The 24501-nt window shown below is 51.6% G+C and carries 30 protein-coding genes; 2 read left to right on the forward strand and 28 right to left on the reverse strand.

The annotated features are described in order from the left end of the window. Positions 1 to 163: 163 nt before the first annotated feature. From ABLV12_RS19860 to ABLV12_RS19895, 8 genes are all read right to left on the reverse strand, one after another. Positions 164 to 481, reverse strand: a complete 318-nt coding sequence (locus ABLV12_RS19860) for a hypothetical protein (RefSeq protein WP_302121227.1) — start codon at positions 479 to 481, stop codon at positions 164 to 166. Positions 482 to 588: 107 nt separating this feature from the next. After that, positions 589 to 783 (reverse strand): hypothetical protein, encoded by a 195-nt coding sequence (locus ABLV12_RS19865; RefSeq protein WP_087802308.1) that lies wholly within the window; start codon positions 781 to 783, stop codon positions 589 to 591. Between the two features lie 9 nt (positions 784 to 792). Beyond that, positions 793 to 1545, reverse strand: a complete 753-nt coding sequence (locus ABLV12_RS19870) for a hypothetical protein (RefSeq protein ID WP_348867248.1) — start codon at positions 1543 to 1545, stop codon at positions 793 to 795. Positions 1546 to 1558: 13 nt separating this feature from the next. Then, entirely contained in the window at positions 1559 to 3739 is a 2181-nt protein-coding gene (locus ABLV12_RS19875; protein WP_348867249.1) for a hypothetical protein, read from the reverse strand. Positions 3740 to 3825: 86 nt separating this feature from the next. Then, positions 3826 to 6303, reverse strand: a complete 2478-nt coding sequence (locus tag ABLV12_RS19880) for a host specificity factor TipJ family phage tail protein (protein ID WP_348867250.1) — start codon at positions 6301 to 6303, stop codon at positions 3826 to 3828. After that, a complete protein-coding gene (locus ABLV12_RS19885; protein ID WP_133497381.1) occupies positions 6290 to 6685 on the reverse strand; it encodes an NlpC/P60 family protein in 396 nt (131 codons plus the stop codon). Before ABLV12_RS19885 ends, ABLV12_RS19880 begins: the two co-directional genes overlap by 14 nt. Further along, positions 6682 to 7152 (reverse strand): hypothetical protein, encoded by a 471-nt coding sequence (locus tag ABLV12_RS19890; protein WP_032419293.1) that lies wholly within the window; start codon positions 7150 to 7152, stop codon positions 6682 to 6684. The genes ABLV12_RS19885 and ABLV12_RS19890 overlap by 4 nt, the downstream gene beginning before the upstream one ends. After that, positions 7152 to 7628 carry a hypothetical protein gene (locus ABLV12_RS19895; RefSeq protein WP_049101993.1) on the reverse strand — a complete coding sequence of 159 codons (477 nt, stop codon included), beginning with the start codon at positions 7626 to 7628 and terminating at the stop codon, positions 7152 to 7154. Before ABLV12_RS19895 ends, ABLV12_RS19890 begins: the two co-directional genes overlap by 1 nt. A gap of 112 nt (positions 7629 to 7740) precedes the next feature. Here ABLV12_RS19895 and ABLV12_RS19900 point away from each other — a divergent pair, with 112 nt between their 5' ends. Next, positions 7741 to 7911: an ATP-NAD kinase gene (locus ABLV12_RS19900; protein WP_156529854.1), complete on the forward strand. Its 171-nt coding sequence runs from the start codon at positions 7741 to 7743 to the stop codon at positions 7909 to 7911. Here the strand turns inward: ABLV12_RS19900 and ABLV12_RS19905 are convergent. The 20 genes from ABLV12_RS19905 to ABLV12_RS20000 all read right to left on the reverse strand — a co-directional run bounded on the left by ABLV12_RS19905 (position 7908) and on the right by ABLV12_RS20000 (position 24127). Next, positions 7908 to 8075, reverse strand: a complete 168-nt coding sequence (locus tag ABLV12_RS19905) for a hypothetical protein (protein WP_348867251.1) — start codon at positions 8073 to 8075, stop codon at positions 7908 to 7910. The two genes, ABLV12_RS19900 and ABLV12_RS19905, sit on opposite strands and share 4 nt — an antisense overlap. Before the next feature lie 41 nt (positions 8076 to 8116). Continuing rightward, positions 8117 to 8341: a hypothetical protein gene (locus ABLV12_RS19910; RefSeq protein ID WP_224299579.1), complete on the reverse strand. Its 225-nt coding sequence runs from the start codon at positions 8339 to 8341 to the stop codon at positions 8117 to 8119. Further along, entirely contained in the window at positions 8341 to 11058 is a 2718-nt protein-coding gene (locus ABLV12_RS19915) for a tape measure protein (RefSeq protein ID WP_348867252.1), read from the reverse strand. Before ABLV12_RS19915 ends, ABLV12_RS19910 begins: the two co-directional genes overlap by 1 nt. Positions 11059 to 11112: 54 nt before the next feature. Beyond that, entirely contained in the window at positions 11113 to 11514 is a 402-nt protein-coding gene (locus ABLV12_RS19920; RefSeq protein ID WP_348867253.1) for a hypothetical protein, read from the reverse strand. Between the two features lie 323 nt (positions 11515 to 11837). Then, a complete protein-coding gene (locus ABLV12_RS19925; protein WP_232391389.1) occupies positions 11838 to 12407 on the reverse strand; it encodes a hypothetical protein in 570 nt (189 codons plus the stop codon). A 111-nt stretch (positions 12408 to 12518) separates the two neighbouring features. Next, positions 12519 to 13076, reverse strand: coding sequence for a Rha family transcriptional regulator (locus ABLV12_RS19930; RefSeq protein WP_348867254.1), 558 nt, complete (start codon positions 13074 to 13076; stop codon positions 12519 to 12521). A gap of 177 nt (positions 13077 to 13253) precedes the next feature. After that, positions 13254 to 13946, reverse strand: coding sequence for a DUF6246 family protein (locus tag ABLV12_RS19935; RefSeq protein WP_142475187.1), 693 nt, complete (start codon positions 13944 to 13946; stop codon positions 13254 to 13256). 50 nt (positions 13947 to 13996) lie between these two features. After that, positions 13997 to 14749, reverse strand: a complete 753-nt coding sequence (locus tag ABLV12_RS19940) for an Ig-like domain-containing protein (protein WP_088168800.1) — start codon at positions 14747 to 14749, stop codon at positions 13997 to 13999. A gap of 68 nt (positions 14750 to 14817) precedes the next feature. After that, on the reverse strand, positions 14818 to 15207 hold the full coding sequence (locus ABLV12_RS19945) for a hypothetical protein (RefSeq protein WP_116944738.1): 390 nt from the start codon (positions 15205 to 15207) through the stop codon (positions 14818 to 14820). Continuing rightward, entirely contained in the window at positions 15204 to 15611 is a 408-nt protein-coding gene (locus ABLV12_RS19950; protein ID WP_348867255.1) for an HK97 gp10 family phage protein, read from the reverse strand. Before ABLV12_RS19950 ends, ABLV12_RS19945 begins: the two co-directional genes overlap by 4 nt. A gap of 2 nt (positions 15612 to 15613) precedes the next feature. Further along, entirely contained in the window at positions 15614 to 15961 is a 348-nt protein-coding gene (locus ABLV12_RS19955) for a hypothetical protein (RefSeq protein ID WP_142430961.1), read from the reverse strand. Between the two features lie 173 nt (positions 15962 to 16134). Further along, positions 16135 to 16533 (reverse strand): hypothetical protein, encoded by a 399-nt coding sequence (locus tag ABLV12_RS19960; protein WP_348867256.1) that lies wholly within the window; start codon positions 16531 to 16533, stop codon positions 16135 to 16137. A gap of 58 nt (positions 16534 to 16591) precedes the next feature. After that, positions 16592 to 16885, reverse strand: a complete 294-nt coding sequence (locus ABLV12_RS19965) for a hypothetical protein (RefSeq protein ID WP_348867257.1) — start codon at positions 16883 to 16885, stop codon at positions 16592 to 16594. Between the two features lie 9 nt (positions 16886 to 16894). Beyond that, on the reverse strand, positions 16895 to 17971 hold the full coding sequence (locus ABLV12_RS19970; RefSeq protein ID WP_348867258.1) for a major capsid protein: 1077 nt from the start codon (positions 17969 to 17971) through the stop codon (positions 16895 to 16897). Positions 17972 to 17988: 17 nt separating this feature from the next. Continuing rightward, positions 17989 to 18435 carry a hypothetical protein gene (locus tag ABLV12_RS19975; protein WP_348867259.1) on the reverse strand — a complete coding sequence of 149 codons (447 nt, stop codon included), beginning with the start codon at positions 18433 to 18435 and terminating at the stop codon, positions 17989 to 17991. Between the two features lie 12 nt (positions 18436 to 18447). Next, positions 18448 to 19713 carry a hypothetical protein gene (locus ABLV12_RS19980; protein ID WP_348867260.1) on the reverse strand — a complete coding sequence of 422 codons (1266 nt, stop codon included), beginning with the start codon at positions 19711 to 19713 and terminating at the stop codon, positions 18448 to 18450. A gap of 2 nt (positions 19714 to 19715) precedes the next feature. Then, complete coding sequence (locus tag ABLV12_RS19985) at positions 19716 to 20642, reverse strand: phage minor head protein (RefSeq protein ID WP_348867261.1); 927 nt, start codon at positions 20640 to 20642, stop codon at positions 19716 to 19718. Further along, positions 20602 to 21951 carry a phage portal protein gene (locus tag ABLV12_RS19990; protein WP_348867262.1) on the reverse strand — a complete coding sequence of 450 codons (1350 nt, stop codon included), beginning with the start codon at positions 21949 to 21951 and terminating at the stop codon, positions 20602 to 20604. Before ABLV12_RS19990 ends, ABLV12_RS19985 begins: the two co-directional genes overlap by 41 nt. 132 nt (positions 21952 to 22083) lie before the next feature. Further along, positions 22084 to 23568 carry a DNA-packaging protein gene (locus ABLV12_RS19995; RefSeq protein WP_325912566.1) on the reverse strand — a complete coding sequence of 495 codons (1485 nt, stop codon included), beginning with the start codon at positions 23566 to 23568 and terminating at the stop codon, positions 22084 to 22086. Next, positions 23555 to 24127 (reverse strand): terminase small subunit, encoded by a 573-nt coding sequence (locus ABLV12_RS20000; protein ID WP_348867263.1) that lies wholly within the window; start codon positions 24125 to 24127, stop codon positions 23555 to 23557. Before ABLV12_RS20000 ends, ABLV12_RS19995 begins: the two co-directional genes overlap by 14 nt. A gap of 20 nt (positions 24128 to 24147) precedes the next feature. Between ABLV12_RS20000 and ABLV12_RS20005 the strand changes: the two genes are divergently transcribed. Then, positions 24148 to 24429 (forward strand): hypothetical protein, encoded by a 282-nt coding sequence (locus tag ABLV12_RS20005; RefSeq protein WP_348867264.1) that lies wholly within the window; start codon positions 24148 to 24150, stop codon positions 24427 to 24429. Positions 24430 to 24501: the final 72 nt, after the last annotated feature.

Consider the following 24501-nt stretch of genomic DNA (forward strand, 5'->3'; position numbering starts at 1 on the left):
CATGTGGTTACGAGAAATATTGTACATTTAATAGACTGCAATACATGACAATACACTACAAAATGGTTCACTATTTATCAATGCCTTAAGATAGTTTAGTGAACTCATGCAGAGCATTAGCGCAAGTTGACCAATCGCCAATTTGCGCTAATTTTTTGCCCCTTCACACAGGGCTATCATCCTGCCTCATATCGTTGATCACGTGCGTTGCAACTCCGAGCACTTCAACCTCATCCATGGCATCTCCTTCAATCGACTCCCCCTCTACCGTGATGAACGATCTACCCATTAGCTTTGCAAACTGAAGTTCGCCAGCAGAACGTATGAGCAGAATACTCCCCTGCTTAACCTTTAGAGACAAGTCCAGAACAACATACCCACGGTCGGTTGAGATAACTCGCGAGTTCGCTGTGATGTTGCACAGTGAATTCACTGTTAACGTACTTTCAATGTAATCCGCAGCCGGTGACGGGAACCCCATGATCTACCCCCCCCATAAATACTGTTTATGCATACAGTAGTTTTATTGAAAGGGAAGATCAAGAGAGAAAGCGGCTATCAGTGGATGCCGCCGGGTTACCATTTTGATTATTCAGCTGACCATGAGTTCACGGTGACAGCATCAGGTATTCCACCGCCGTACTTAATGTTGATCGCATTCAACTCAGCCAGAACAGCTTCCTTTATCGCGGCATCATTTCCTTCTGACTCAACCGACAGTGTTCCTGAGTAAATTACCTGCCCGTTTTTAGTTGCCTGATAATCGACAATATAGTTTGCCATGCTTCCTCCTTAAATAGTTTTACCTTTCAGCTGATAGTAGTTTTTGTAACAGGTGTAAATAGTTGCCATCTCCGCATTGGTAATTGACCTGGATACAATCAGGCATGCCCGCATGAAGATAGTGGCAGTAGTGGCACCCTCGACAGAACCGCCCAGCAGAATGTTTGACGAAGGTACAGCATAAGGAGTCGTCGCTGCGGTACCAGTTGCTGACTGTGATGTGCGTGGCAGATCAAGCTTAGTCAGCATTGATCCGCTACCGTTGTCTCGCACAAACCGACTGACTGCCATTTCGCCATCAGTTGCGGCAGTAGACGGGATGAGGTCGGCCTGTTGTGCTGCACCTGCTGCTGTCAACCATTTAGCTCTCCACGCTGTAGCCGTAGTTTGTGTGCCACGAGTACGCTGTGGCGCGTTCATTTGCACCCGGCCCACAACAGCACCAATTACCCCTGGGTGGACGGCTATTGTCACCATTGTCAGATCGCTGCCGTTATATGCTGCTATGTCGATGTTCGTATCAAGGTGGTTAGCCTCAGTAAGGCTGACTCCGTAATCACCCAGAGCAGGAGAGCCAACAACGGACATGGCAGCCCCAACCCGGTTTCGGGTTAATGATGCAGTGTCGTTTACGTCAAAATCAGCCTGCAGGATAATTCCCGGTATTAGCGCCGGAAGTTGGGTGATGTCGTTCGGATACGGGTAAGTGTCCAGGTAACGCGTGGCTGTCACGCCGTTATCAACATAAAAGCGGGTAGTCATGATTTACAGTCCTTTAAAGCTGGATGGAGAAAACGCAAAGGTCGTTATAGAGAGGCAGGCCGGATAGTGATGCTCCAGGCTGAGAGTCACGAATGCACCCCCGCGAACCAGTAACGGGCCCAGGGTTTTGTCCCGCAATCCCCTGGCTTGCATAAGATATCGCTGTCGCAGCGGTAGAATCGGTCTTGGTGATAACTATTTTTGCTGCTGTTCCGCTGCCGCTGACGGTTACCGAAGAAATAGTGGCCCCAGCCAGGACAAAACCATAGTTTCCGGGGTCGGTAACCCTCTCAGTGTCAATGACCAGGTTACCTACACAGCCCGCCACAGGAATAGTGATTGTGGTGCCGGACTGCACAACACCAGACTCTATCGGCACAAGCGAGGATTTTGTGCTGTCATTCAGCCACCCACCAACCACCGCGCCAATAACTTCACCTTCTGTCCGATATCCTGCGCTTGTCAGATGCTCCCCGTCTGAATACGGGCGGGCATATTGTGCGCTGGCGAGATGGATTAACGCGTTATCACGGGCCTCCTGGTACTGCGCGATGCCAATGTTATTTGTTTTGGTCGTGCCGGCAGTGCCACCATATGGGATCGTGTTGGATAGCTGGCCGACAAACATATGCAGGGACTGCGTTTCGCCTGTTGCGGCGTTAATGACTGATTCATACTGCGCGCGGAGAGTCTCCATTGCTGTGCGATAACTGGATATCGATGTTCCTGCTGCTGCATTCTGGTTGCCGTGGATAAGCACCATTACGGGAACATACTGCATACCCAGCTTTTCAGCCATGGCTACAGCTGACTGAATCATTTTCGTTGCACCGGTAAAAGTCGCTGAACCGGATGAAATGTCGGCAATTGCAGTACCGGATGAGCACGCATCGGAAACCAGAACCGTATGCCCGGTGAGATCATGAATTTTAAACGCCATACCGCTTGATGGCGACTCCTGTCCAGGCCGCGTCCCAGCATTCTCCCGGCATGGGATGACAGCCTCAAGGAGCGATTCATTCAGCGTGTCATACTTAAAATCTACTTTCGGGCCGGTCTCAAACGAGAGTATGCCGTAATCCGCCTGCGCTGTTGTCGTTACAGGGCTTTGTGCTTGCGTTGAACCGCCTGCAGCAAGAGACTGACCAGTTATGATCAGGTGAACAAGAAAGCGCAATGACTCTCGCGCCCGGTAATTCCCGTCATACGTGGATCGATAAGTGATGTAGTTGCCGCTGACATTCGACAAATAACGCAAAAATTCCGCATATGCCACTGGCGCAATATTTGAAACTCCGGAGTCGTTCGTGATCTGAGTTACATCGCTGCCATCTACCGCAATGATATTTCCATCAACTGAAGCAACCATTGGGAATTCAGAGGCCTCATCATCAGGTGTGTCATCGCCCACCTGCTCCACGGTACCATCCGTGCGAACTCTTCGAAAAATTCTCCCCTGTCCGTCCATATGTATTTCAGCATAGTCACTGACACTGTCATCATCAGCAAACCACGTTGTCTGGCTGCCATGTGTCAGGTTCCCCAATGCCGAAATATTAAATATCTCTTCTCCGGTGGCGCGCATCTGGCAGACAAATCCTCCGCCCGCCATTTGCACAAGTTCAATCCCTGAACCAATCATCAGTGCCGGAAACTGGCTCGTGCCATCAGCGTAACGGCGATAAACAGCGTTCCCTACACTATCAAGAATCAGTTCAGCAATATCCGGATAAGCATCAGTTGTCTGAGCAGCACCGAAAGCCATAATCTTCGCCAGTTCGGTAGTAACTAAATCCCTCAGCGCGTCAACATATCCAGCTGAAATCATCCTGCGCCCGGTAGCCTCTAACGTCCCCCCGTTATTGATGTATTCATCTGCCAGAGCGCTATCGTCAGTACTTCTCACATATGTCGCAGAGCCATCAGGAATATTAGCAATATCCGCCTGAGCATCAGCTAACGTCATATACTGGCGACTAAGTGGGATGAGATTCTGTCGCGTTTCCTCAACGACCTTATCCCCTTCAGCCTTAATTCCGTCTACGGTGTAGTGCTCGCCGCCGAGACGATCGGTGTACGTCAGATCAGTGCTGGTGACAACCTTATCCAGCATAGCACCGGCGTAAACAGCGTCCCTGATATCTGTGCTAGGCACGTCATTATCGGTCGGGGTTGGTAGTGGTACTTGTGCCATTGTGCATGTCGCCCTATAAAAGGCGCACGAAGCCCTCAGAAGCAAATCTGATGGTGTGCGCGAAGGTTGGTAATTACTGCTGTGTGTTACGGATAAATCGAGTCTGAATACTCAGTGAGTGAGAGGGTTTGAGTATCGTCACCGTTGGGTTTGGCGCTATCGACGCGCCAGATTGTGGAGTTCAGTTCCGAGTCAGTAGCGATGAAATACCGGCTGGGGTTTTGTACCGTGCTGCGGTCATAAATGTTGAGGTCGAAGGTATCAGCTGCAGCCTGGAATGCTTTGGGCTTGCCGCTTACAGGATAGGCTCGCCAGCGACCGTGATAATTCCCCAAACTGTCGGTCATCACCACCCACATATCCCCGAATGAGAAATCGATACGCTCTGACGTCGAGAACACGTCACCGGATCGCCCGGTGATGTATCCGGTCTGCTGCGCGTTGTCGTACATGTCCGGACACTGAACCACCGTACCTCGCACTACCTGCGTTTCTTCCAGCACTTTCACCGTCATTGTGAGGCGCGAGTAGAGGAGCTTTCTCGCTTCGAGCCAGGCCCGGTCCGTCGCCTGAGCGGAGTTGCGACAACCGTCAAGGCTGATTTGCATCGCGTTAACGGTAGCATCTTCAACCTCAGTGATTCCGCTGCTGTCGATCTGCAGGTAGACGTAAGCCTTCTTGTTCGTCAGAGGGTCAACGTAGTCCAGCGCTACGCCGTCATAACCACCGGGGAGAGACATTTGCCATGCGACTTTGTACTCGTCCCAGAACATGTTTGAGCGCGCAAATACCGCATCGGGATTTGTCACTTTCTCATCACGCCAGAACGTCAGAACATCGCCGATGTTGTTGCCGTCAACGCGGGCCACATTGGCGATCGTCGCTATGCGCTCACCCAGCGGCTGTTTCTCATCAGAAAAGGTGTAATCGAAATACCTAAGTTGAGCATCTGGCAGCGAATCGGCAATGGCATACAGAGCCGCGACATCAATACTTGCCTCGTCCTGCTTACTTACGACAACCCACTCATGCAGGATAGCGTCGGCAAACGACCGACTCGGCCGCAGCGTATAATCGACCGCGCCGGTTGCCCGGTCATAGCTGATGGTATGGCGCTGCGCCAGCATGTTGTACTTCTGCTCTCTGTTGCTGTTGCTATCGTTCGACCCCTTAATCGTGATGCGTGCAATAGTGTCCTCAGGATAAACGACGTTTTCGCGCACGTTCACCGCATGAATAGCCATCAGCGTTACGACGTTGGCATCGTTGCTGTTATCGAGGCGCTCAATGGTTACCGCATAGCGCCCCGCCCCTGCGGTCGGGGTGAATTTATGCGTCGTACGGAAATATCTGGTCGTCACCTGGAAATCGTTGTCGAAGAAATAATCGTACTGCTCAGACGTCCCCGGCACCTGATTGTTATCGTCATCAACCTTCCAGAATTTAATCCGGTATTGCGTTGTGCCGGCAGTCGCGCCTAGCTGAACCAGCACATGCACCCAGACCTGCGTCGAGACGATTGGCGACACTGATGGTCCGATAACAAGCGGCGTCTGGTCATTAAGCGTGAAAAGCGTCGGGTTGATAACCGCGTCACCCGGCAGCGACGTAATTTCTCCCGACAGTTCGCCGATATAAAACGTCGTGTACGAAAGCGTATCTTCGCCGATGAAGCTCTCTGATGAGATGATATTCCCGGCGCCGGTGACGTTCCGAGTAACGCTTGTGCCGCCGTCGTTCCATGTGGCGTTGATGACGAACGTAACCGGGTGCGGTACCGCCAGCGCAGCAAAGTAGGCAAAATTATCGTCGTTTGACAGGACGATGGCTTTGAGCTGATTACTCTCGATCGCCACCGATGTCGGCGCCGTTGTGGTCGCGGTCTGAGCCGGAAAATCCTCGCTTTCATTCAGACCCGGCACAGTCTCGTTATCGACATCATCGAACTGATAGCCGACTTCTATCGTGCCAATCACGTCACCCGGGTTATAAATCGCAGAACTGGCTCCCGCAAGGCTGCCGAGATTCGATTCTGAGTAGCGGATCGAGGAGATGGTGTACCGGCCGTAACCGACCTCGAACCACTCCGTAAGCTGTTTGTTGTTGTCGACGAACTCAAACAGCGCCTCTTGAATCAGATCGGGAAATACGCGGCACTGGCCGTAAATGTTCGGGCGCCCCTTGTAGAGTCGCGCGCGGTTCGTCTGGCCGGTTAAGTCGTTATTTGGGGATTCGCCAGTCGCCACCGATACCGAAGCGCTCGGCTTATTTGACAGGCCGAACACCTTCAGCGCGCCGGAAAGGATTTTCGAGACCGGACGCAATATTGTTGTGACCAGTTTTCCGACTCCGCCCTCCGGCTGGTCGAACACAGTTACGACATCACCGGCACTCAGTGGCCGACCGATATCGTAGTCGTCCGGCAGCGCGCGACCATTCAGTTTAACGACCACATCGCGGTGCAGTTGCAGAGAATCCAGTAGGCTCATTAGTGCGGTTCCTGGCTCTACCGTTCCTGACTGCTTCGGCGCGCCGGGAAGTCGCTGTAATTCATATCGAACCATGCACCATGTACTCCACTTTGCTGTAAACCTTCAGTAATGCCAGCGGGCTGTCGCAGCGTACGAAACCAAATTCGCCGCGGGCGTGCAGGCACTTAACCGGACTGGTCATCACACCGATATGCGCCGGCACGTCGCCGCGGTAAAAAACGGCGATGCATCCGGTGGCCGCCACCGGCACAATCCGCCAGTGGGCGTGCTCCTGTTCGTAGCAGGTGATGAAATCCGCCCCCGATTCGTAGCCGGCGATGTGATGTAGCTCCAGACCCAGCACATGCCGGTAATACAAAACGACGAGCCCCCAGCAGTCCATCTGCTCAAAACTGCAGGCGCGGTTAGCCCAAGGCTTGCCGTTAACAAGCCCGATAAATTCACTCTGTGTCATACAGTGATCAGCCCGGGATAGTCTTTCGTGGTGTAAATGATGGAGTTGGCCAGCGTTAGCGGGTTAGTTTTTCCGGCGGTCACGGTGACGTTGCTAGCGTCGGCGGAAATGTCGTTCACATACAGCGTCCAGTCTTTCAGCGATGATGCGTCACCGATCGCATTCCACTGCTGATACAGGCATTTTATCGGCGTCATGCGCGCAGCCCCACGCCAGCTTTTAAGCGTCTGTCTGACGTGCTCCGTCGCGGCGACAAACGTTATGGTCATTGATATAACTGCCGTTCCGTCCTGCGCTGGCTCGGTCACACTGAATCGCGCTGGCTCGAAGGAGTTTCCACCGAACGTCGCCGGGCGGAACAGGTTATTGACCACCCGGTAATAACCAAACGCAGGATGGTAAAACTCCACAGTCTGCTTGATATCACTGGCCGGCCGCCGCTCCTTCCATTCTCTCAATGTCGGCATCAGTCGGCCCTCGGCATAACTTCGGTCACCAGATAATCCAGCCAGTAGCCATAACCCGGCTGCGCTTCGACAATCCAGTCGTCGTAGTCCTCGGTCATATCCTCGATACCGTTGCTGATAACCGTCGCCGTCCAGGTTACAACGCTGCCATTTTTGCTGGTCTGCACCGGCATACTGACGAAGTGAAGCGTCTGTTGCTGCACGCCTTGTGTATCCCCAAGGTCGATCGGCATCTGGAACCAGTTGCGCCCACGGTCGCAATAGGTCGGTGACCGCAGCCATGACTTAAACCGCTCGGCCTGCGCCAGCGTGAATATCCACTGCAGCGTCCAGGTCGCTTTCAGGTCGGTGGTGATCGGGGTAAATATCGCAGGGCCGACAGCCGTCTGCGTCGTCTGCCAGGCTGTATCCTGCGTCATGTTCTGATCGGCGCGCTGGGGAAGCGGCAGAAACGGAGGGTATTGAACTGTAGCCACGTGTCCTCCGGGCGTTAAAAAAGCCGCGGCTGCGGCACTGTTCGAATATCAGGATATAAAGTATCCCCGAGCCAGGTTAGGCTGATAAAACCACTACAACATAGGAGGTTTTATGTCTGGTTTGATTAACCCTAAAGACTCCCCTGAAGAGTCAGCCTACGCACTAATCATCGAGCTGGTTAGGGCTCAACGTGTTCCGGTTTACTCATCAAATATTTCTGGACTGCTGTCGCTCTATGATGAAGCTGTCGAGCATTTCAAAGACGAAGAGAAGAAGAGCTAATCATCGGCACATAATACAATAAAGCTTTCACGAACGGATTTGGCGATCGTCTTCGCTTTTTCCGTTCTCTCTTCGTCCTTCCACGCAACAATCCCCTGCAGTTCATCAGAAAGCCTCTCTGCCGCCTGTTCCTGTATCCGCTCTGGTAATTCGCAAAATTTCATAATTTATATCCATAAAAAAACCCGCCGGAGCGGGATATTCGTTAATCAACCGCAAAAGGTTTGTCAGGTATGTCGTGATAATTAATTGAAAAATTAACGATATCACCACCAACAGGCGTTACCATAAATTCAGAATTTGCAGGAATATCACCCTCTACTACTGTTCCGTTGATCATCTCAATACGAAATCGAGCAATGCGATTAAGTAGAATTTTCGTAGTTTGCCCTTCTTTAAGAGCAATGCTTCCAACATTTTTACCTTCCATCAAAATGCTCCATTTGCTTTACGAGATAACCCAAGCGTCGATTGTAGCGTACTGATGTAAGGACCATTACGTTCCGCATCAGAAATCAGGAATTCCAGCACATAATTGCCGTCACTCTGAGTTGCTCCCATATATTGTGGCTCAGCGTTGGATGCCTGATTGTTAATGACCACCTGAACATTCAGCCCGCCGCCGCCATTCATATCCTTATTGCTGATTACCTTCCCGTTATCGCCGGGGATCATGTACTGCTTGCCTGTACTGGCCTGGTAAATCTCCGGCTTACCTTTCTCGCCGACCTGATACAGGCCGCCGGCAGATACCGGCCCGCCATTATAGCGTGCGCCCGCCAGAGCAAGACCGCTCGCAAGCCCTACAGTTGAAGTGATGCCTGCAGATGCCGGCGCGGCGTTTGCTCCCAACGTTGCGAGTGATGCCAGTGCAGCAGCAGGCGCCCATGCCGAAGCCGTCGTTGCCGCCATTCCAACAGAAGAAGCAACAGAAGCCGCGCCGAGAGTCTGGCCGAGGATGTAATTTTTCAGCGCTTCGACGCCAACCTGGACAATGCTATTGATCACGCTGTTCAGGATGGTATTCCCGAGTGACCGCATCGCCTCCTGAGCTGACATTGTGCCAGTAAGCAGTCCAGTAATTGCGTTTGAGGCATTCCCGCTAAATGCGTCCACTGCACTTGTCAGCATGTTGTAGCCGAGGCTCTGCTGGCTGAGTAGCTGCCATTGGGCCTCTGTCATCTGTTGGTTATATTGATTCTCCTGCGCCGTTCTCAGCGCCAGATACTGAGCATCCGTGGCTGATTTGGCAGCGATGAACTGGTCGTAACTGATTTTCCCCTGCTGATAACTCTGCTGGAGTATTGCCTGTTCCTGCTGCTGGTACTGCTGCATCAGGGCTAACTTCTGGTTATTCTCGTTCACCAGTTGCTGCACAGGGTCAACTTCGGCGCGGGCCGTAGCTATCGGGTTTAGCGTTTTCTGCGCGTTAATTTTGGCGAGGTTGTTCTGGTGCTCCAGCGCCATTTTCTCGGTAGCGGCGTTGTACTTCTGAAGGTCAATCTTCCCGGCGTTCAGCGCGGCTTTCAGGTTCTGCATGGATTCTGCGTAGGATTTATTCTCCGCCTGCTCCGGTATGGCCTTGAGCGCTTCGGTTACGCCTCTAGCCGCTGCGGCCGCATCAATGGCGGCTGCCTTATACTCTCTGGCTTGACGTTTTTGCTCATCCGTAGCATGCGCGCCAAGGGATTGCTCAGCCCTGAGTAATTGCTGCTCTCTTGTTAGCCCCTCTGTCGAATCAGCTGCAAGCACCGATTCCTGTCGAAGTTGCTCAAGCTTCTGCGCGATAGATTCAGCTGTTGAAGCTGACTGCTTGCCTGCTTTGTCGCTTTCCTTCCGCGCCTCTGTAACCCGGTAGGTTTCGGCGTATTCATCCTGCAGGGCCTTTACTCGTTTTGGGTCATTTACTCCTGCATCGGCTGCATCATATTGCGCCTGAAGTCGTGCCCTCGCCTCTCCCTCCAGTTTTGCTAAGGCGAGTCTTCGCTCAGATATTTTGATGAGGTTGTCTTGTTTGGGGTTAGCTGCGTTTACGCCTCCAAACCCCTTTTGTGAATTTGAGGCATCCTCAGAAGCTTTACCTACCGCATTAAGGTCTCCTGCAAGGGTAGCGGCCTTAGTGCTTAGCACTGAAAGCGCCTTATTCTGTTGAGACCAACCATCAAGCCCAAGCCATGACCATGTCCTGGCCCTTTTGCTGTACATTTCGGCAGTAGATGTTAAATCAGCAATTTTTTGCGCTGCCGTCTCGGTTCGTCCACTCAATCTATCAATGGCCGCGCTTATAGAGTCGATGATGGCCACCATTGTTGTACTCGCGCCGGTAGCTTCGTTCATTTTACCTACAAGCAAGGAAAGAGAGACGGTAAGGCTATTGCTGGCCTGCTCCATTGTCCTTGGTAGCTTATTAAACTCCTGATTAACAACTCCAGATTGTTTTGCTATTGCGTTAAGGGCGGCCTCGGCTGTGATTTTTCCATCAAGCATTGCTTGTCGAAGTTGTCCCATAGACAACCCAAGACCCGCTGCCATCTGTCGTGCTAGTTCTGGCATGCTTTCAACTACAGAATTGAACTCTTCTGCTCTAACTATCCCACCGTCGATGGACTGCCCGAATTGACGCAGAGCTGTAGCCATTTCCTCTGCAGAACTCCCACCGACACGCCCTATTTTTTGAAGTGTATCTGTCAGAAATAGGATTTGGCTATTCGTAGCGCCAGTTCCTTTTAATGAGGATGTCAACTTCTCCCAAAGATTTTGGGTATTCTGTAGGCTCGCACCTGTGTTAGATGCAATTTGCGCTAAAGCTGAGAACGTAACTTTAGCCTCGGCCGTTCCTGAGGATAGCCTTGCAATTCTTGACTGTAATTGCGTTACATTGTCAGCCACCTCAAGGAACGCCTTGCCGTAATCAATAATTAGCGAGACTGTAATAGCACTAGCTACACCGGATAAAGCGGCCTTAAGAACCCCCATTGAAGCCGATGCTTTTTGTCCGGAGTTTTCTAACTTATCAACTCCTGCGCTTGCGCTTCTGGCGCTTTTATTCATTTCCCCGAGAACATCTGCTGCCTTTCTACTACCAGTAATTAACTTCGCCGTTTCCATATCAACGTCGTAGTAAAGATCACCAACTTTTTCAGCCATAGAATTCTCCGGACATAAAAAAACCCGCCGAAGCGGGTTTTAGAGAGTTATGATTCACTTTCGACAAAACTTATAATCATGTCCGCATAGTTCAATGGAGTGTTTCCCATCATCGGACCAGAGTGAAAGCTGTTTAATGTACGTTTCACCTGTTTTGGCGTCGAAGTCGTAGACAACCATTCCTGCATCTACGTTCACAGCCCTTGATTCCTGTGCATCACCATTAGCTTTTATAGTTTTGAAGGTGACAGTAACTTGGTTGGCATTATCATTTCTTCGATCGGCGATATGCGCCTTCCCGCCACTTACATCTACGCAACTGTTAGTTTTGTCGCCGCAGACTGCCATCAACACTTCTTTTTTAGCCGTATCGATCGCCTCTTGCTCAGATGGCGCTGTCTTATAGCAGCCTGTTAACGCCAGAGAAAGCAATGCCACTGCCGTAATACGTTTCATATCCCTATCCCCTCGGTAAATGATGCGGCAATCGTAGCAGAGGGGAAGCGATACGACAAAACCACCTGATCGTTTATCAGGATGTTCGGCGGTGAGCTTCCAGGGTAGGTTAATGCTTCTTCTGCGTGCATCTGATGCACCTTAAGAACGAAGCACTCGATGTTCTCAAATCGAACCATAGGAAGGCAAAATGAGCGATCAACCACCAAAGCAAGATACCACTCAACCACCGCAACAGCAGACCACACAACCCCCACAGGAAGGTAGGCCCACAACCGACTTCTCGTTAGGTCGTCGATTTGTTGGGAATTCTGCGGACAAAGTCAGAAAAAAAGATAGCCCACAGTAGAAATAGCTAATGCACAAACCGGAGTGAGGATTGTTGCGATCCTCGCTCTATCCAGCCTTGTTCTGATGCGCTCATTTATCTCACACAACTCTTCAGCCGTATCATGGAGATTAGCCAGTCTTATTCGCCGGATAACTGAAATTGGTGTTCTCTCTGCCCGAAATCCCTTCTGAGCCAACTCCTCGTAATGCGCTGGTTCCAATGACTTGTAAAGTTCAGTGTAAAGGTCTGCTGGGGCTGAGTTAAGTAGCGCGCGTACCTGTACAGACAGCACGCCTGAAACCAGGTAAATTGCGCAAGCGGCCCAGTACAACATGAAAATACCGATACCCAACGTCATAAAATAAGGTTGGTTATTTTGCGTCAGCAATAAAAACGAAGACCCGACGCCAACAATGAGGATGCCGAGCAGTTTATAACCGTTCTCTTTGTTTATTGCATTTGATTGCTCAATTTCTTTTATGCATTCCTCGCCTTGCTTTTCGAGAAAGTCGACGAGGTCATCATCGGCACCAAGGAAATATTCATAGGGGAGGTTTGTCATTATGCATCCCTTCACGGAGTTGGTTGTGGTCGATTTTAGCTGATTTCTGATTCATTCATAAAGCAGAAGCCCACCTGAGTGGGCCATTCAAAAAACACGGCACTGTGGGTTTCATGATCTGGTAAGCACGCCTGGAAAGCCTGGCAATGCCAACTGACCTTGCTTGTCCAGATGCTCAATGCGTGAAAGTAACTGCGGTTTCTTCTCTTTCCCCCACCGGCGTAACAGGCGACCAGACATACTGGCAACATCCTTCTCTTTCAGGAACTCCAGCATCACGGCGTTACGCTCCTCTTCAAACTGGCGCCGCCCAACCTGAAGCATCGCGTACATCCAGTTGAAGGCGTTAATGTAGGCGATCTTGATACGCATCGCCTCTTTCTTGGTATAGGACATAACCAGAAGCATCAACCCATCTTTGCGGAGCCGATAGAACTTCTGCGGCTTACCGTTCTGCAACTCATTGTTTTTATAGCAAAGCTCAAAATTGAGTTTTGTATCAAACTCCGGCGGGCAGGCATCGATAGTTCGCTCAATGTCGCGAATTACGTTTTTAGGCAACTTTCCAAATGCCTTCGCCACCATAAAAGAGTCTGTGACCGGATCGTTGTCAGCAACAAAAATGAGGTCACGAAAATCAAGTCCGTTAATTACTGTTGGGTATGACATAGCGGTATTTCCTTTAGAAAGATGAGCCTGTTCGCACAGAAACGCCGCCCCGAGAAGGTCCGCACCTATACGGCGTTCCTCAGGCTCAGCTTTCTGAAAGACTCGGGTTTTGTATGCGCTGCGACGCGCGGGAGGTTTGTTGCGGGTATAAAAAAGCCCGGCGATGCCGAGGCTGTTTTATTGGTTGGCTTTAGCCTGTCTGCGCTTACGGCGCGCAAAGTAGTCATCAGCTGCGTGATCGTACTCTTCGCGGGTGTACCCTTTTTGCTCAGGGTATTTAGCGATGAGCATTAGCTGAAACTCGGTCATCGTCAGTTGGCCAGCCTCTTCCTTGCTGATACCGAAGTGGTTACGTGCTGCGATGATGTAATCTGATGCCCGGAATTCAGATGTGGTATCGCTGGATTCGTGCCGCTGGAGCTTCCTAACCTTTGCCTTGCCGATAATGCCGTGCATCATCAGGCTTTGGGCGACTATGACCATGTTATGCGGTGGCATGCTTCCCTGGCGCCATACGAAACTGCGCTTTCTGCCTTTACCTGGCTTCATCCATCCTATCAACTCGCCGATATCGTCAGCACAGCAGGCTGTCAATACGGTATGGGCAGCCATAATCGACTTGCGGCTCAATAGACCGCTCTGAATATACTGCAACACGCAATCAGGCAGCCGGTCGTACTCATTGTGGATGTAGGATTCAGCAGCCCGCCTTAACAGAGGGGTCACTTCATCATTGCAGAGGTCGTAGAACGTCTGAACAATTTCAGCAGGTTCGCCAATTCGCGACATGGCCAGCAGTGACGGCCGGAAGAAATAATCCCTGTCTCCGGCAGTAATCAGGCATTCGCCAAACTCTTTAACTGGTGTCATCTTTCCCCCATAAACAAAATCAAGGGCAGGATTCCTGCCCTTTGTTTTGCTTACACGGTGACGGTTACTGTGTGAGTGGCTGTGAATTCGCCATCCACGGTCTTAACTGTGATTACCGCAGTGCCGGCCGTTGCACCAGACGGGGCAGAGACAGTTACGGTATTACCGGTGAAGGCCACGGTCGCGCGCGACGGCACAGAAGAAGTAACAGTGAACAGTTTATTGTCAGCATCATCCGGAGCTACATTGACAGTGAACGTGGTACTTGAACCTGCCGCTACAGTACTGGTAGTCGGAGCGACGGTGACGCCTGTTACCGGAATGCCATCATCAGCTTCGGTGATCTGGAAGGTGTTACCGTCAGCCAGTTTGAACTCAAAGCTGTATGTCACGATTTCCTTCACACCACCGCCATCACTGGCGCCTGTCGGAACCATGTAGCCAATGTGATAGAAATCGCCCCAATGGAAACGCATCCATACCGCAGGCTGTCGTCGGGCTCGGACTTCATCGGCGATATACTTCACGAACTGCTGAATGCCGAATTCATCAGTACGGTCCTGAACGCGCACTTCTCCCTCAATGGAATAGGTCGGGTCCAGGCTGGCAATCAGGTTCGAACTGAATCCGCCATTGTCTGCATCAGACGTCAGCGCCTCCGGGCTCATATCCCACGTTGCAGAAGTCGGCAGACCCATGAGTTTCCAGTCGCCTTCTGCCGGCATCTGGTCAGAACAGCCGTAAGCCAATTCCAGCGTCTTCGCGCGACCGATAAGTTGTTCGTTATTGGAGCAGCCTTGCATCGTTGCTTACCTCACTTCAGATAATAAAAAAGGCCGCTCCAGGCGACCTTGTGTGATTTGATTTGGTGTTACCCACCGAAGAGGCAGGCGAACTGCAGGCGCCACACCATGCGCCCTTCCTCAGTCATTACCGGTGACGGTATCCCGCCAAGGTTTGATATCTGTCCAAGGCAGGGATTCGTCATCGGGTTCTGCTTCACATAATCGATGATGGCCTGCACATCAGCCTCTGATTTGGCATAGTCACCGGCAGATTTACCAGTTATCACATCGACCAGGACGTAATAATCAGCAGCCATATCGCGGTCTACTGCCGTACCACCGTTGGGCCGGAATACGATGAATCGCTCCGCCAGTTTTCCGGTATCGGTCCATGTCAGTGACTGAACGGTGTAGCCGGAGGTTAAGCCGGCATCAACGAGGAAGTTACGAACGCGCTTATGCATCGGAGGGTTCACAGGGCTAGCTCCTTTTTGATTGCGGCATCAACGGCATTACGCGTTTCATCGCCTGCTTTCTTCAGGAACTGAGGCTCTCCTGCCGGGTCCCAGTAATTACCCCCGCCCTGTGATGCTGGGCGGGGTTTGCCCTTGAGCGTTCCTTTAGCTTCATGGACGTATACCGCGTAATTAGCCGAATACCCCACTCTTCCAGTAATGCGGGTGCCATTTACCATCATTTCCTGAAACTGCGAGTTAATCAGGTTAGATGTGGCGGCTACAGGTGTCATCCTTGCGGCCTCTGGCGCGACGATTAACAAGGCTGATTTGATAGCCCTGACTACCTTCCTACCCTGAATATCTCCAATGATACGGTCGAGATTTCGCTTTGCTTGTTCGATGCCGCGGATCTTAACGCCCATGCTCAGACTCCCGTGATGATTGCCCAGTCATCTTCCTGTCCATAAAGCGTGTCATTCCAGCGGGTAGATGCGCGGATTTCATCGGCTTTGGTATTTAAAGGGTTAGGTTCAGTGGTGGAACCGATGAGGATGTAATCACCCTCCTCAGCAAGAGCGAAAGCTGTAAAAAAAGTATTTTTTACAACCACCTCTTTTCCCATCTGGCCTAGTTTCGCGGACATTCCACCAATGTAATCGCACATAATGATGACTGGTGGTTCATATCCCAAAGGATCGCCATATTCATCAATCCCTAGACTCTTCCAGAATGTGCACGGCTTGTTGTAAGACCACCTGGCTACAGATGACATATCCTATTCCCTCCATCGCAGCACAGCGGCGCCTGTGGCCCGTATGCGGGCGCAGTTAATGAACCACTCCCCGTCGCTTTTCACGTATGCCGTCGTTTGCTGGCCGGTATCGGTCATCACCCACACCCGGGAGAACCTCCGCGGAAGTCGTTGCTGAACTGAAATCCACGTCATTACTTATCCCCACACATGCAACCGCCTCGACCTATCCAGATCCCAGCAAATGCTGTGTTGGTTGGGTCGGGAGGAATAAGTGACGTCGCGCATCCGTATTTGTCCAGACCGCGCAGGAGATTGAGTGTGCCTTTCCACCGGTCAGCGAATGACTGATAGCGGAACGACTCAGAAGCGCCACTAGGCGCCGTATGGCTGGATATATATTTGTCACCCTGCCCCAGCGCCATAAGCCCCAGCAGATAAGACTGAATCAGTAATGCAGTTGCCGGTGAGTAATGCGCATCCAGACACTCCTGAATGCTGTTCACCTGTTCAACCAGTGCCGCGAGAATGAAATCAGGCAGCTTGATACCGACTGAGTCCAGATATTCCTTAGCCTGTTCTGTGGTAATCATGCGAGCCTCTGAAAGGCCCTCCGAAGAGGGCATAAAAAAACCGCCTTAGCGGCGGCCGTTATTCAGCAGGGAAAAGCTTTTCGAGTACGCCATCCGGCAACAGTTCACCAAGCTTTTCAGCCCCCAGGTTGCCTTTAAACTCAATGCCAAGTTCCGTCAGACGCTCCTGGATAATCTCTTTTCGAGATTTTGTATCAGTTCCAGCTTCAGGAGTGGCCGGAGTGAGTTCTCCACCCGATTCGCCGCGCATCAGACGAACGTTTGACTTTAGAGCCGGATGAAGATTTTCAATCTCAACAGTCTGCCCCAACGCCACGCCGTTCCACGGGCGTACTACTTCGTATTTAGCCATGCAGTTTCCTTACGCCAGGTTAGCGCCGTAGACAACGCCAGACAGCCCCTGATCGTCAGCAGTGATTTGCAGACCTTCAGCAGACATGATCTGGAAGTTGTAGTTAACGTTAGGCAGCGGGCGAGGAAGCGGAACTACTCCAACGGCCATGCCTACCAGCGGAGAAATAACATCCTGCCGGCGAACATAGGCAATGAACTCATTGCCTGACAGGGCGAAGGTTGGGCGGATTTCGCGAACCGGAGCAAATGGCAGTACCGCATTAAGCACGTTGCCACTAACCACGCCGTTCACTACATATGGTTGAGCTAAGTTAGCCCAGATTTCCGGAGAAACCCACATGACATCATAGGCTGCGACTTTGTTAGCACGTGCCAGCGTGCCAAAAGCACCCTTACCAAAGAACTCAAACAACTGAGTCATGGTGGCGGTGGTTAAGTCAATATTCGCACCGCCGGCACCAGAGCCAAGATTAAGCTTTTTGGTGTTGCGGTGGTTCTTAATACCTTGCGCTGGGTAGGACTGAACCTGGATATTCGGATTACCGTTAAGATAGTAATTGACGCGTTCCTTATTAAATTTGCGCATCTTCGCCATCTGCGAATCCAGAACCAGGTCAATCCCAACAGTGTTGAGTCCTGCAGCATGACGCCAGTTAACGCCGTAACCGGCAGTAAACACCGGGATCGGGTCACCATCGCTTGCATACTCGGTGTGGTCGAAGGAGAACGGAGCCTGACCATCAATACTGACAGAAACATCATCAGCGATATCGCCGATAACGTTATACAGTTTTGCAGTTTTTCCTACAGAAAGGATGGTCTGCACGCCTGCCAGGTCGTTGACGATTTCAATGCCCACTTCCTGATCGCGAAGCTGAAGCACCTGGCGGTCAATCTCAGCCCAGAAGTCGCGAGTGAATCCACCGACGGCATTCACCGCCAACCATTCAGGCGTCATATTTGAACGGTTGGCGGCGATCATCGCATTATGGTGAGTGTTCCACATATTGCGGTTAGCCCACAATTCATTCCAGTGACCACCCAGACGGGAGTTAGTCGCCAGCGTCTCTTTGGAAAAATACATATCTGGTTATCCTTTTGTTATGCGCCAGCGGCAACGGTACCAACGCGCATACGCACGCGGATGTAATCTGTGGTACTTGCAGCGATGGTGTATTCGTCCTGGCTGTAGCCGATCACTGAGTCAGTGTCAGATGTCGCCAGGGTGAATTGACCAGCAGTGCCAAGCTTGATCGGGCTGTCTTTTTTGTACGCTCCGGGAAGGCAGCGCAGAGCCAGCTCGCGGCCTTCTTCGACATAGTTTCCGACTGCTGAATCTCCCGCCGGAATAGCTTCGGTAATAGTCAGCCCCTGGTGATAGCCAACATCAATGATGTACAGGCGGCCAGTTAGTGCGGTGGCCTGGGCAAACTTATCTGAAGAATTGATCGTTGCCGCGGTGCCAGGGAGAAGATCTGCTGCCGTGGTGCGGGTTTCGGTCTTGTACAGAGACTGACCGTCAATATTAACGCGACGATAACGTGCCATTATCCCTGCTCCTTATTTGAAGTATTCAGATGCGGCAGGTGCGCCGGATTCTTGCTGAGTCTGTGCTGAGTTGGTGCCCAACGGCGCAGATTCACCAAGCGATTTGAACATCGCATCCAGCGCCTCACCTGCCAGCGCATTAGCTACGATCTCGCCGTGAACCTTCGCCACAGCTTCACGCTTCGATTTCTCCTCAGCGCGAGAGTTGGCGGTCAGGGTTTCTGCAAGCCGCTGTTGGTTAGTCTGGATTGCTGCAATGCTTTCGCTCAGTGGCTTGATGGTCACGTCGTTATTAGCGGCGATGGCCTCACCTACGATTTTGCGAAGCAGCTCTGTATCTTCAGTGGTTAAAGGCATGTCGCCCTCCGTGTTTTGGTTTGTTGCAGGCTGTTCCTGCGGAGTGAATAAAGATTTGAATTTGTTAGCGGCGATGGTCACCCAGGACTCTTGCCGTGCAACAGCCGTTCCTGAGTCATCGAATGTGATTTTCCCGCCGTCTCTGGAATAGCCGTATACCTCAGCCTTACCACCGTTACGGACGATCACTACCTGGGTGTCGGTAAAATCAGCAACCCAGGCATATTCTTCCGGGCCGGATGCAAATTTGTCTCGCACGGCACGCTCAAGACGGCTTTCACGCTCGCGGTAAGACTCGCCAATCAGCGCTCCGCTGTTAGGCTGCAGAGATATTGCCTGATCTGCGTTTACCATCAGGCCCACCCCCTTTTCTGGTCCGGCTGCCGGTGGTTCGTCGAGCAGGATGGCGTCATGATCAATCGAGTGAATCTTTACCACCCAATCAGCACCTTGCCTTTTGAGTTCTTCGGGAGCCGGGATCTGTTCTCGATATACAGCGACACTTGACCAGATAGGCTCTGATGACTCACCACTCTCCAGCGCAGAAATCCGCTCCATCAGACGCTGACCGCCAGGCGACTCCATCGCTCGCTCAACATCCACCCATTTTTCTGAATAGACGCGATTTCCTTTCAGGCTGACATTGCGATTCCATGCGCCGATGAAGCCGGTACACAGCCCTTCAGGTGAGAATGCAGACACATGCTGACCATCAACCGTTGGATGACCAAGGGGTGCTATCGTCCCTTCCATGCTTTGGTAGTTCGCAGTAATCTCAGCCTCTGGGTAGAACTCCCTGTTCATAATCACGTTGGCCGGAAGCGTGTAACTTGGAATGACGACATGCTCTCGCCCGTTATAAGTTTCCCGGCGGATTGTCTGGCTATTCACCTTTGTGTTGACGTTAATCTGCATAGGCATAGTTATTTCTCCGCCCAGGCGTAACCGCGCGCCTGCATCGTTTTGTATTCCTGTTTAAGTTTGGTGATGGTGTCCGGATAGAGCGGCTTGCCCTGCTCATCGACCAGAATCGACTGCTGAGTGCACTTGCAGTTAATGCTGTTGGCATCCTTGGCATACCAGTCGCGCACCTCCTCGTTTGTGTAGAGGTGTGCGTGCCTGGCAGCATGTGTGTGCCTGGTTGTCGGCGACAACGCAGAGATGTGAACCAGAAGCGTTTTGAGGCCGTAAAGATCGCCGGCCTCCTGGTCCTCTTCCCATTTAGCACGGCGAAGAGCTGTAGTGATTTCTGTTCTAGCTATGCGATTAGCACGTCGCTTATCTATGCCGGTCTGCTCCGTGAGATTGCGGGATACTTCACGCGGATTGAGTCCTCTACCGATGCCCTCAGTAAGCACCCTTGCCATATCACGCTTAACCTCAGCAGACAGGCCTTTCATCTCTTCGAACATTCGCGCGTTAACCAAGGCCATTCTGCGTTGATATGGCTCGCTAATAAGGATTGCAGATAGTGATTCTCTACCAGCCGCGTACACCGGCGATTGCTGACTCAGGTTTGCGTATGCCTGACCAGTTCCTTTCTCAGCTGCTAAGTCAACATACTCATAAAACCACAGGTCATAATCGCCACCCTCAAGCAGCACCTGATCCACCAGGTAACTGGCGTCATTCAGGATGATGGAAAGGATTGTCGGATTTAGCTGGTATTCGTATCTGGCGTTTACAGCGAGGGAGGAAGGTATTTTGTCGAGCGCTGATTTGTACGCTTTGCCAATCTTATTCATCCGCCTAGCGAAGTCTTTCATTGCCCGGCGCTCAAGCGCATCTGCTCCGGTAGGGTCCTGATAGTTACGCGGTAGAATCGGCGGCTTCGTCTTCTTCGTTGCCATCCTCTTCTCCTAACGGTTCTTCCTCATCGTTGTCATAACCAGCTGCAGTGCGAATTTCTTCACGACTAAACGCGGGATTTTCGCCGCTGCCCTGCATGGTCTGGTTAATCTCACCCATGGTTTTGGCGTTTGTGAGTCTCTCAGTGCCGGTCTGTTCGTTCAGGTCATCCCAGATAACAGTCTTCTGGCTGACCGAGTCGACGATCTGCAATTCGATAAGCTTGTCGCAAAAGTCCTCTATTTCGAAAGAGAGGTCGCTGCGCCGCGTCTGACAGCGGGAATTCATGTACTTCTGGTCTTCGGTGCTTGAGCGTTCTGCCTGCTGGTTACCAACCAGGATTCGCGTTGGGATATCAACGCCGGCTGCAGCTGTCTGTAGGTTTACGTCATACGTTCCTGAGGGGTCTGCTACCGAAGTCACTAGCGGTGTAACTGATGCGCCCTGGGTCGTCATCAGTACGTCATTGCCGCGGTTAATCTCCCCGGCAACTTCGTTGAACTTATCCTGCAACTCTGTAACCGTGACGCCGTAGAGCGAAGCCAGATTGTTAAAGTCGATTTCTTTATCGAAATTAACATTGAGCTGACGAGCGGCATTCTTCAGGAATGACTCACCGGAACCTCCTTCAACCTTCTCCAGGCTGACAAACGCGTTATAGGCTGGCTCAAGAAAGCCAATTGCGTCGTCGGTATAGTCACCAAGGATGAAAACGCGATCGGGATGAATGTCCACTCGGCGTGTTGAGCCATTAGGCAACCGCTCAGTGTACTGCCACATCTTCGGCTGGCCGTAGGTCTTAGAGTTCAGCCCTGTATCCCATTCACTGACAGTTAGCGAGCCAGCCCAGGCAACGGTCACCTTTTCCAGGCCACGTCCTTTAGTCGCCTCAAGGTTCCATGCTTTGTTATCGCGGATGTGCAACAAAATACCTGCATACCGGCCTACTAAACGGCGGCGGTCAGCATCGAAGAACGAGCGCCAAAGGCGATTAGTGAAAACTTGCTTAGTCTTTTTCTCCCACGCCGTTTCCTGGCGCGTTTCGTTAGAAGCATCCCCTTCGATTATCTCAGGGTTTGTCTGCCAGCATTTCCCGGCAATCTTCTCTACAGCGCCGTGAGCAATCCCCCCGCGGCGATAGAGCTTATAGAGATCATCAAAGGTTAATTCTTCTTTGAATCCGTATTCACACCATGCAGCGTTGCGTTTGTTATCCAGGCCCATAGTCGGCGCCAACAACCCCATACGGGCGCGCGCCATCCGCGCATCGTTCAACGCATGGTTGACGGCGAGAGTTAATTTGTCAGTCATGGTTTGTCCGTTATGGTCGCTTAGGTGGTGGAGCAATTTTTCCAGCAGGATAATTTGTGGCGCATGGCTGATAACCCTGCCAACCTTTTCTTTTGCGTTCGCAACCCGGGCATTTGCATTTTTTAGTCATGCTTACCTCCCTTGCAGGCGTTTAGGAATCATCATCCCAACTGGCTGGGCGCCATTGAGTTCCGTCAGTGCGTAAACCATCGCGTCAAGTCGGTCTGGTGATTTCTTCGCGGTTGCCGGTATGTACTCCATCAGCTGATTCTCCAATACATAGAGATTGCCATGGTTTGCCACGCGCCCCTGTTCATAGAGCGCAGAGATTGGTTCAGCGCGGGCATACTTTCCTTTACTGGCATGGACACGAATGATGCGACCTTTGAACCCGGCGTTGCGGAGTGTCTCCTCCGCCATATCGCCGCCCTGGTTGGTTTCGATAACAATCGCGTCGGCCTGATGATGCTCATAAGCCCATATGGCCTTTTTTGCCCACCCAGCAGGGGAATATTTCCCGCTGTAATCGCCATCAACCGAGAATTGCTTCTTATCTCCTGCACCATAAGCACTGGCAGCAATAATCCCCGTTTCATCGCTTTCGTCACTATTTGTCGCTTGCGGGTCAATAGCGATGACTGTCCGCACCTTATCAGCGTTAATTTGCAGGTCATGCGCAGCGCTTATCATCGACTCAGTCCATAGGGCGCCTTCAGCGTTAAACCTGCGAGGCTTTTGCATATACTGAGCTTCGGCAGTGCGCCGGTGCGAGAACAGCGATACGCGGTGCGATTCGTTGTGCTTAAACGGCCACAGCCATCCATCAGGCAGGCCGTGGTCAATCGGTATAGCGTGGGTGTTTTCAGGGTACTGTGCAGCGTATGCCTGACTATTGTCGATTATCACCGGCAGATTCAGGTGATGCCATTTCTCGCCACTACCGCCCCGCAGCAGATAACCGCTCAGGTCGTGGTAATGGATCCGCTGCATGATGACAATCATCGGCGTCGTCTCGATCGCCAGTCGTGATTTTATTGTCTCGTTAAAGCGGTTGTTGACGCCATTTCGCACAGTATCCGAGTAGGCATCGTCTGGCTTAACCGGGTCATCAATAATAAGCGCGCCCTGCCAGCCCGGTTCCATGTGACCGGCGCGGAAGCCGGTAACCTGTCCTGCAGCCGATGACGCATAGACACCGCCGCCGTGTTCAGTCCACCACATAGCCTTGCTGTCTGCGTCATCGCGCAGCGCCATCGGCCACATTGACTGGTATGCCTGCGACTTAATCATGCCGCGCGCGGTTGAGGAGTTCAGCAGCGCCAGGTTGTGCGAATAGGACAGGTGCATGAAGCGGGCCCGGCAGTTAAGCGCCAGTCCGCGGCCCATCATGTTGATGGTCGCCAACTCCGTCTTCGTGTAGCCAGGAGGGACGTTGATAATCAGACGCTGAATCTCACCGTCGATAACACGATCCAGGGTTTTCTGAATCACCTTGTGGTGAGGTGCGACAATCATCTTGCCGCCGGTGCGCTGTTTGAAGAAATAGCGAGCGTAATAGAGACCGTCCTCTTCACACTCTATCTTACGGACATAGGTTTTTTGCTCAGCAGTCGTCATCCTCCAACATCTCCCGCCGCGCTGCTTTGTATTCTTCTTTAGTCAGCGTTGCCATTTCAATGGGGCCGCCGTTCTTGCCTGTATGCTCATGGGTGGACTGCTCTTTGAAAGCCATCACATCTATGTGCTTCCCGAGCAGCTCAAGGTTTTTCACTTTATCCGGCCACTTAATTTTCTTAAGCAGCCCGACCATCTCACGCTCTTCTCCGCGGCCTTCGAACATCTCAGCCACATCGAAGCCACTAAGATATCTCCGCCAGGATGAAGGCCACTCGCTTACTGGCTTCAGGCTCATGTCGTCTTTGAGGATGTCGAGCACGTCCATCTGGTCTATCTCAACGAGACGATTGAGGACGTATGTCGAATTTATGCCTACCAGATCATTGCGTTGCGCTTTGAGTTCGGCAATTCTTGACTGGATGTCAGGTTTTGACATGTTTTCGGACGCGGTGCGGTTTGCTGTCTTAGCGCTGTACCCCGCCCGAATAGCCGCTTGCGTGGCGTTTAAGTCGATGAGGTACTCGCGACAGAACATTTCTTGCTTGTCGGTGAGTGCCATTATTTATCCCTGAGGTATATATGGAAAAATGTCCCGTTTGTAATTCAGAACTGAAAGCCCATCCAAAGGAGTACAACAAAAACCCCCATGGAGAATTTTTGGTAGCAAAGCTTTACGAATGCCCTAAAGATGGCTTGTTTGCACTTCGCCTTGGCGCCGAAGAAATATTGAAATCAAATGAGCTTGCCAAAATTAAGGCTAAACAATACCTCAATCCCTCTGATGGAAAGCTGAGAGTGCTGGGTATTTGGTGTGAGGATGATGGTTTACTGCATGTAACATGTATTAACTACGATGTTTGAACCACGATAGATTTTGCTTCCTAAATGAACGTTCCATTCAAGGGCTTATAAAGTATTTGCCGCATAGCGTTA

Origin of the sequence: Klebsiella sp. CN_Kp100, from assembly GCF_040065315.1 — a bacterium.
Lineage (GTDB): Bacteria > Pseudomonadota > Gammaproteobacteria > Enterobacterales > Enterobacteriaceae > Klebsiella > Klebsiella oxytoca.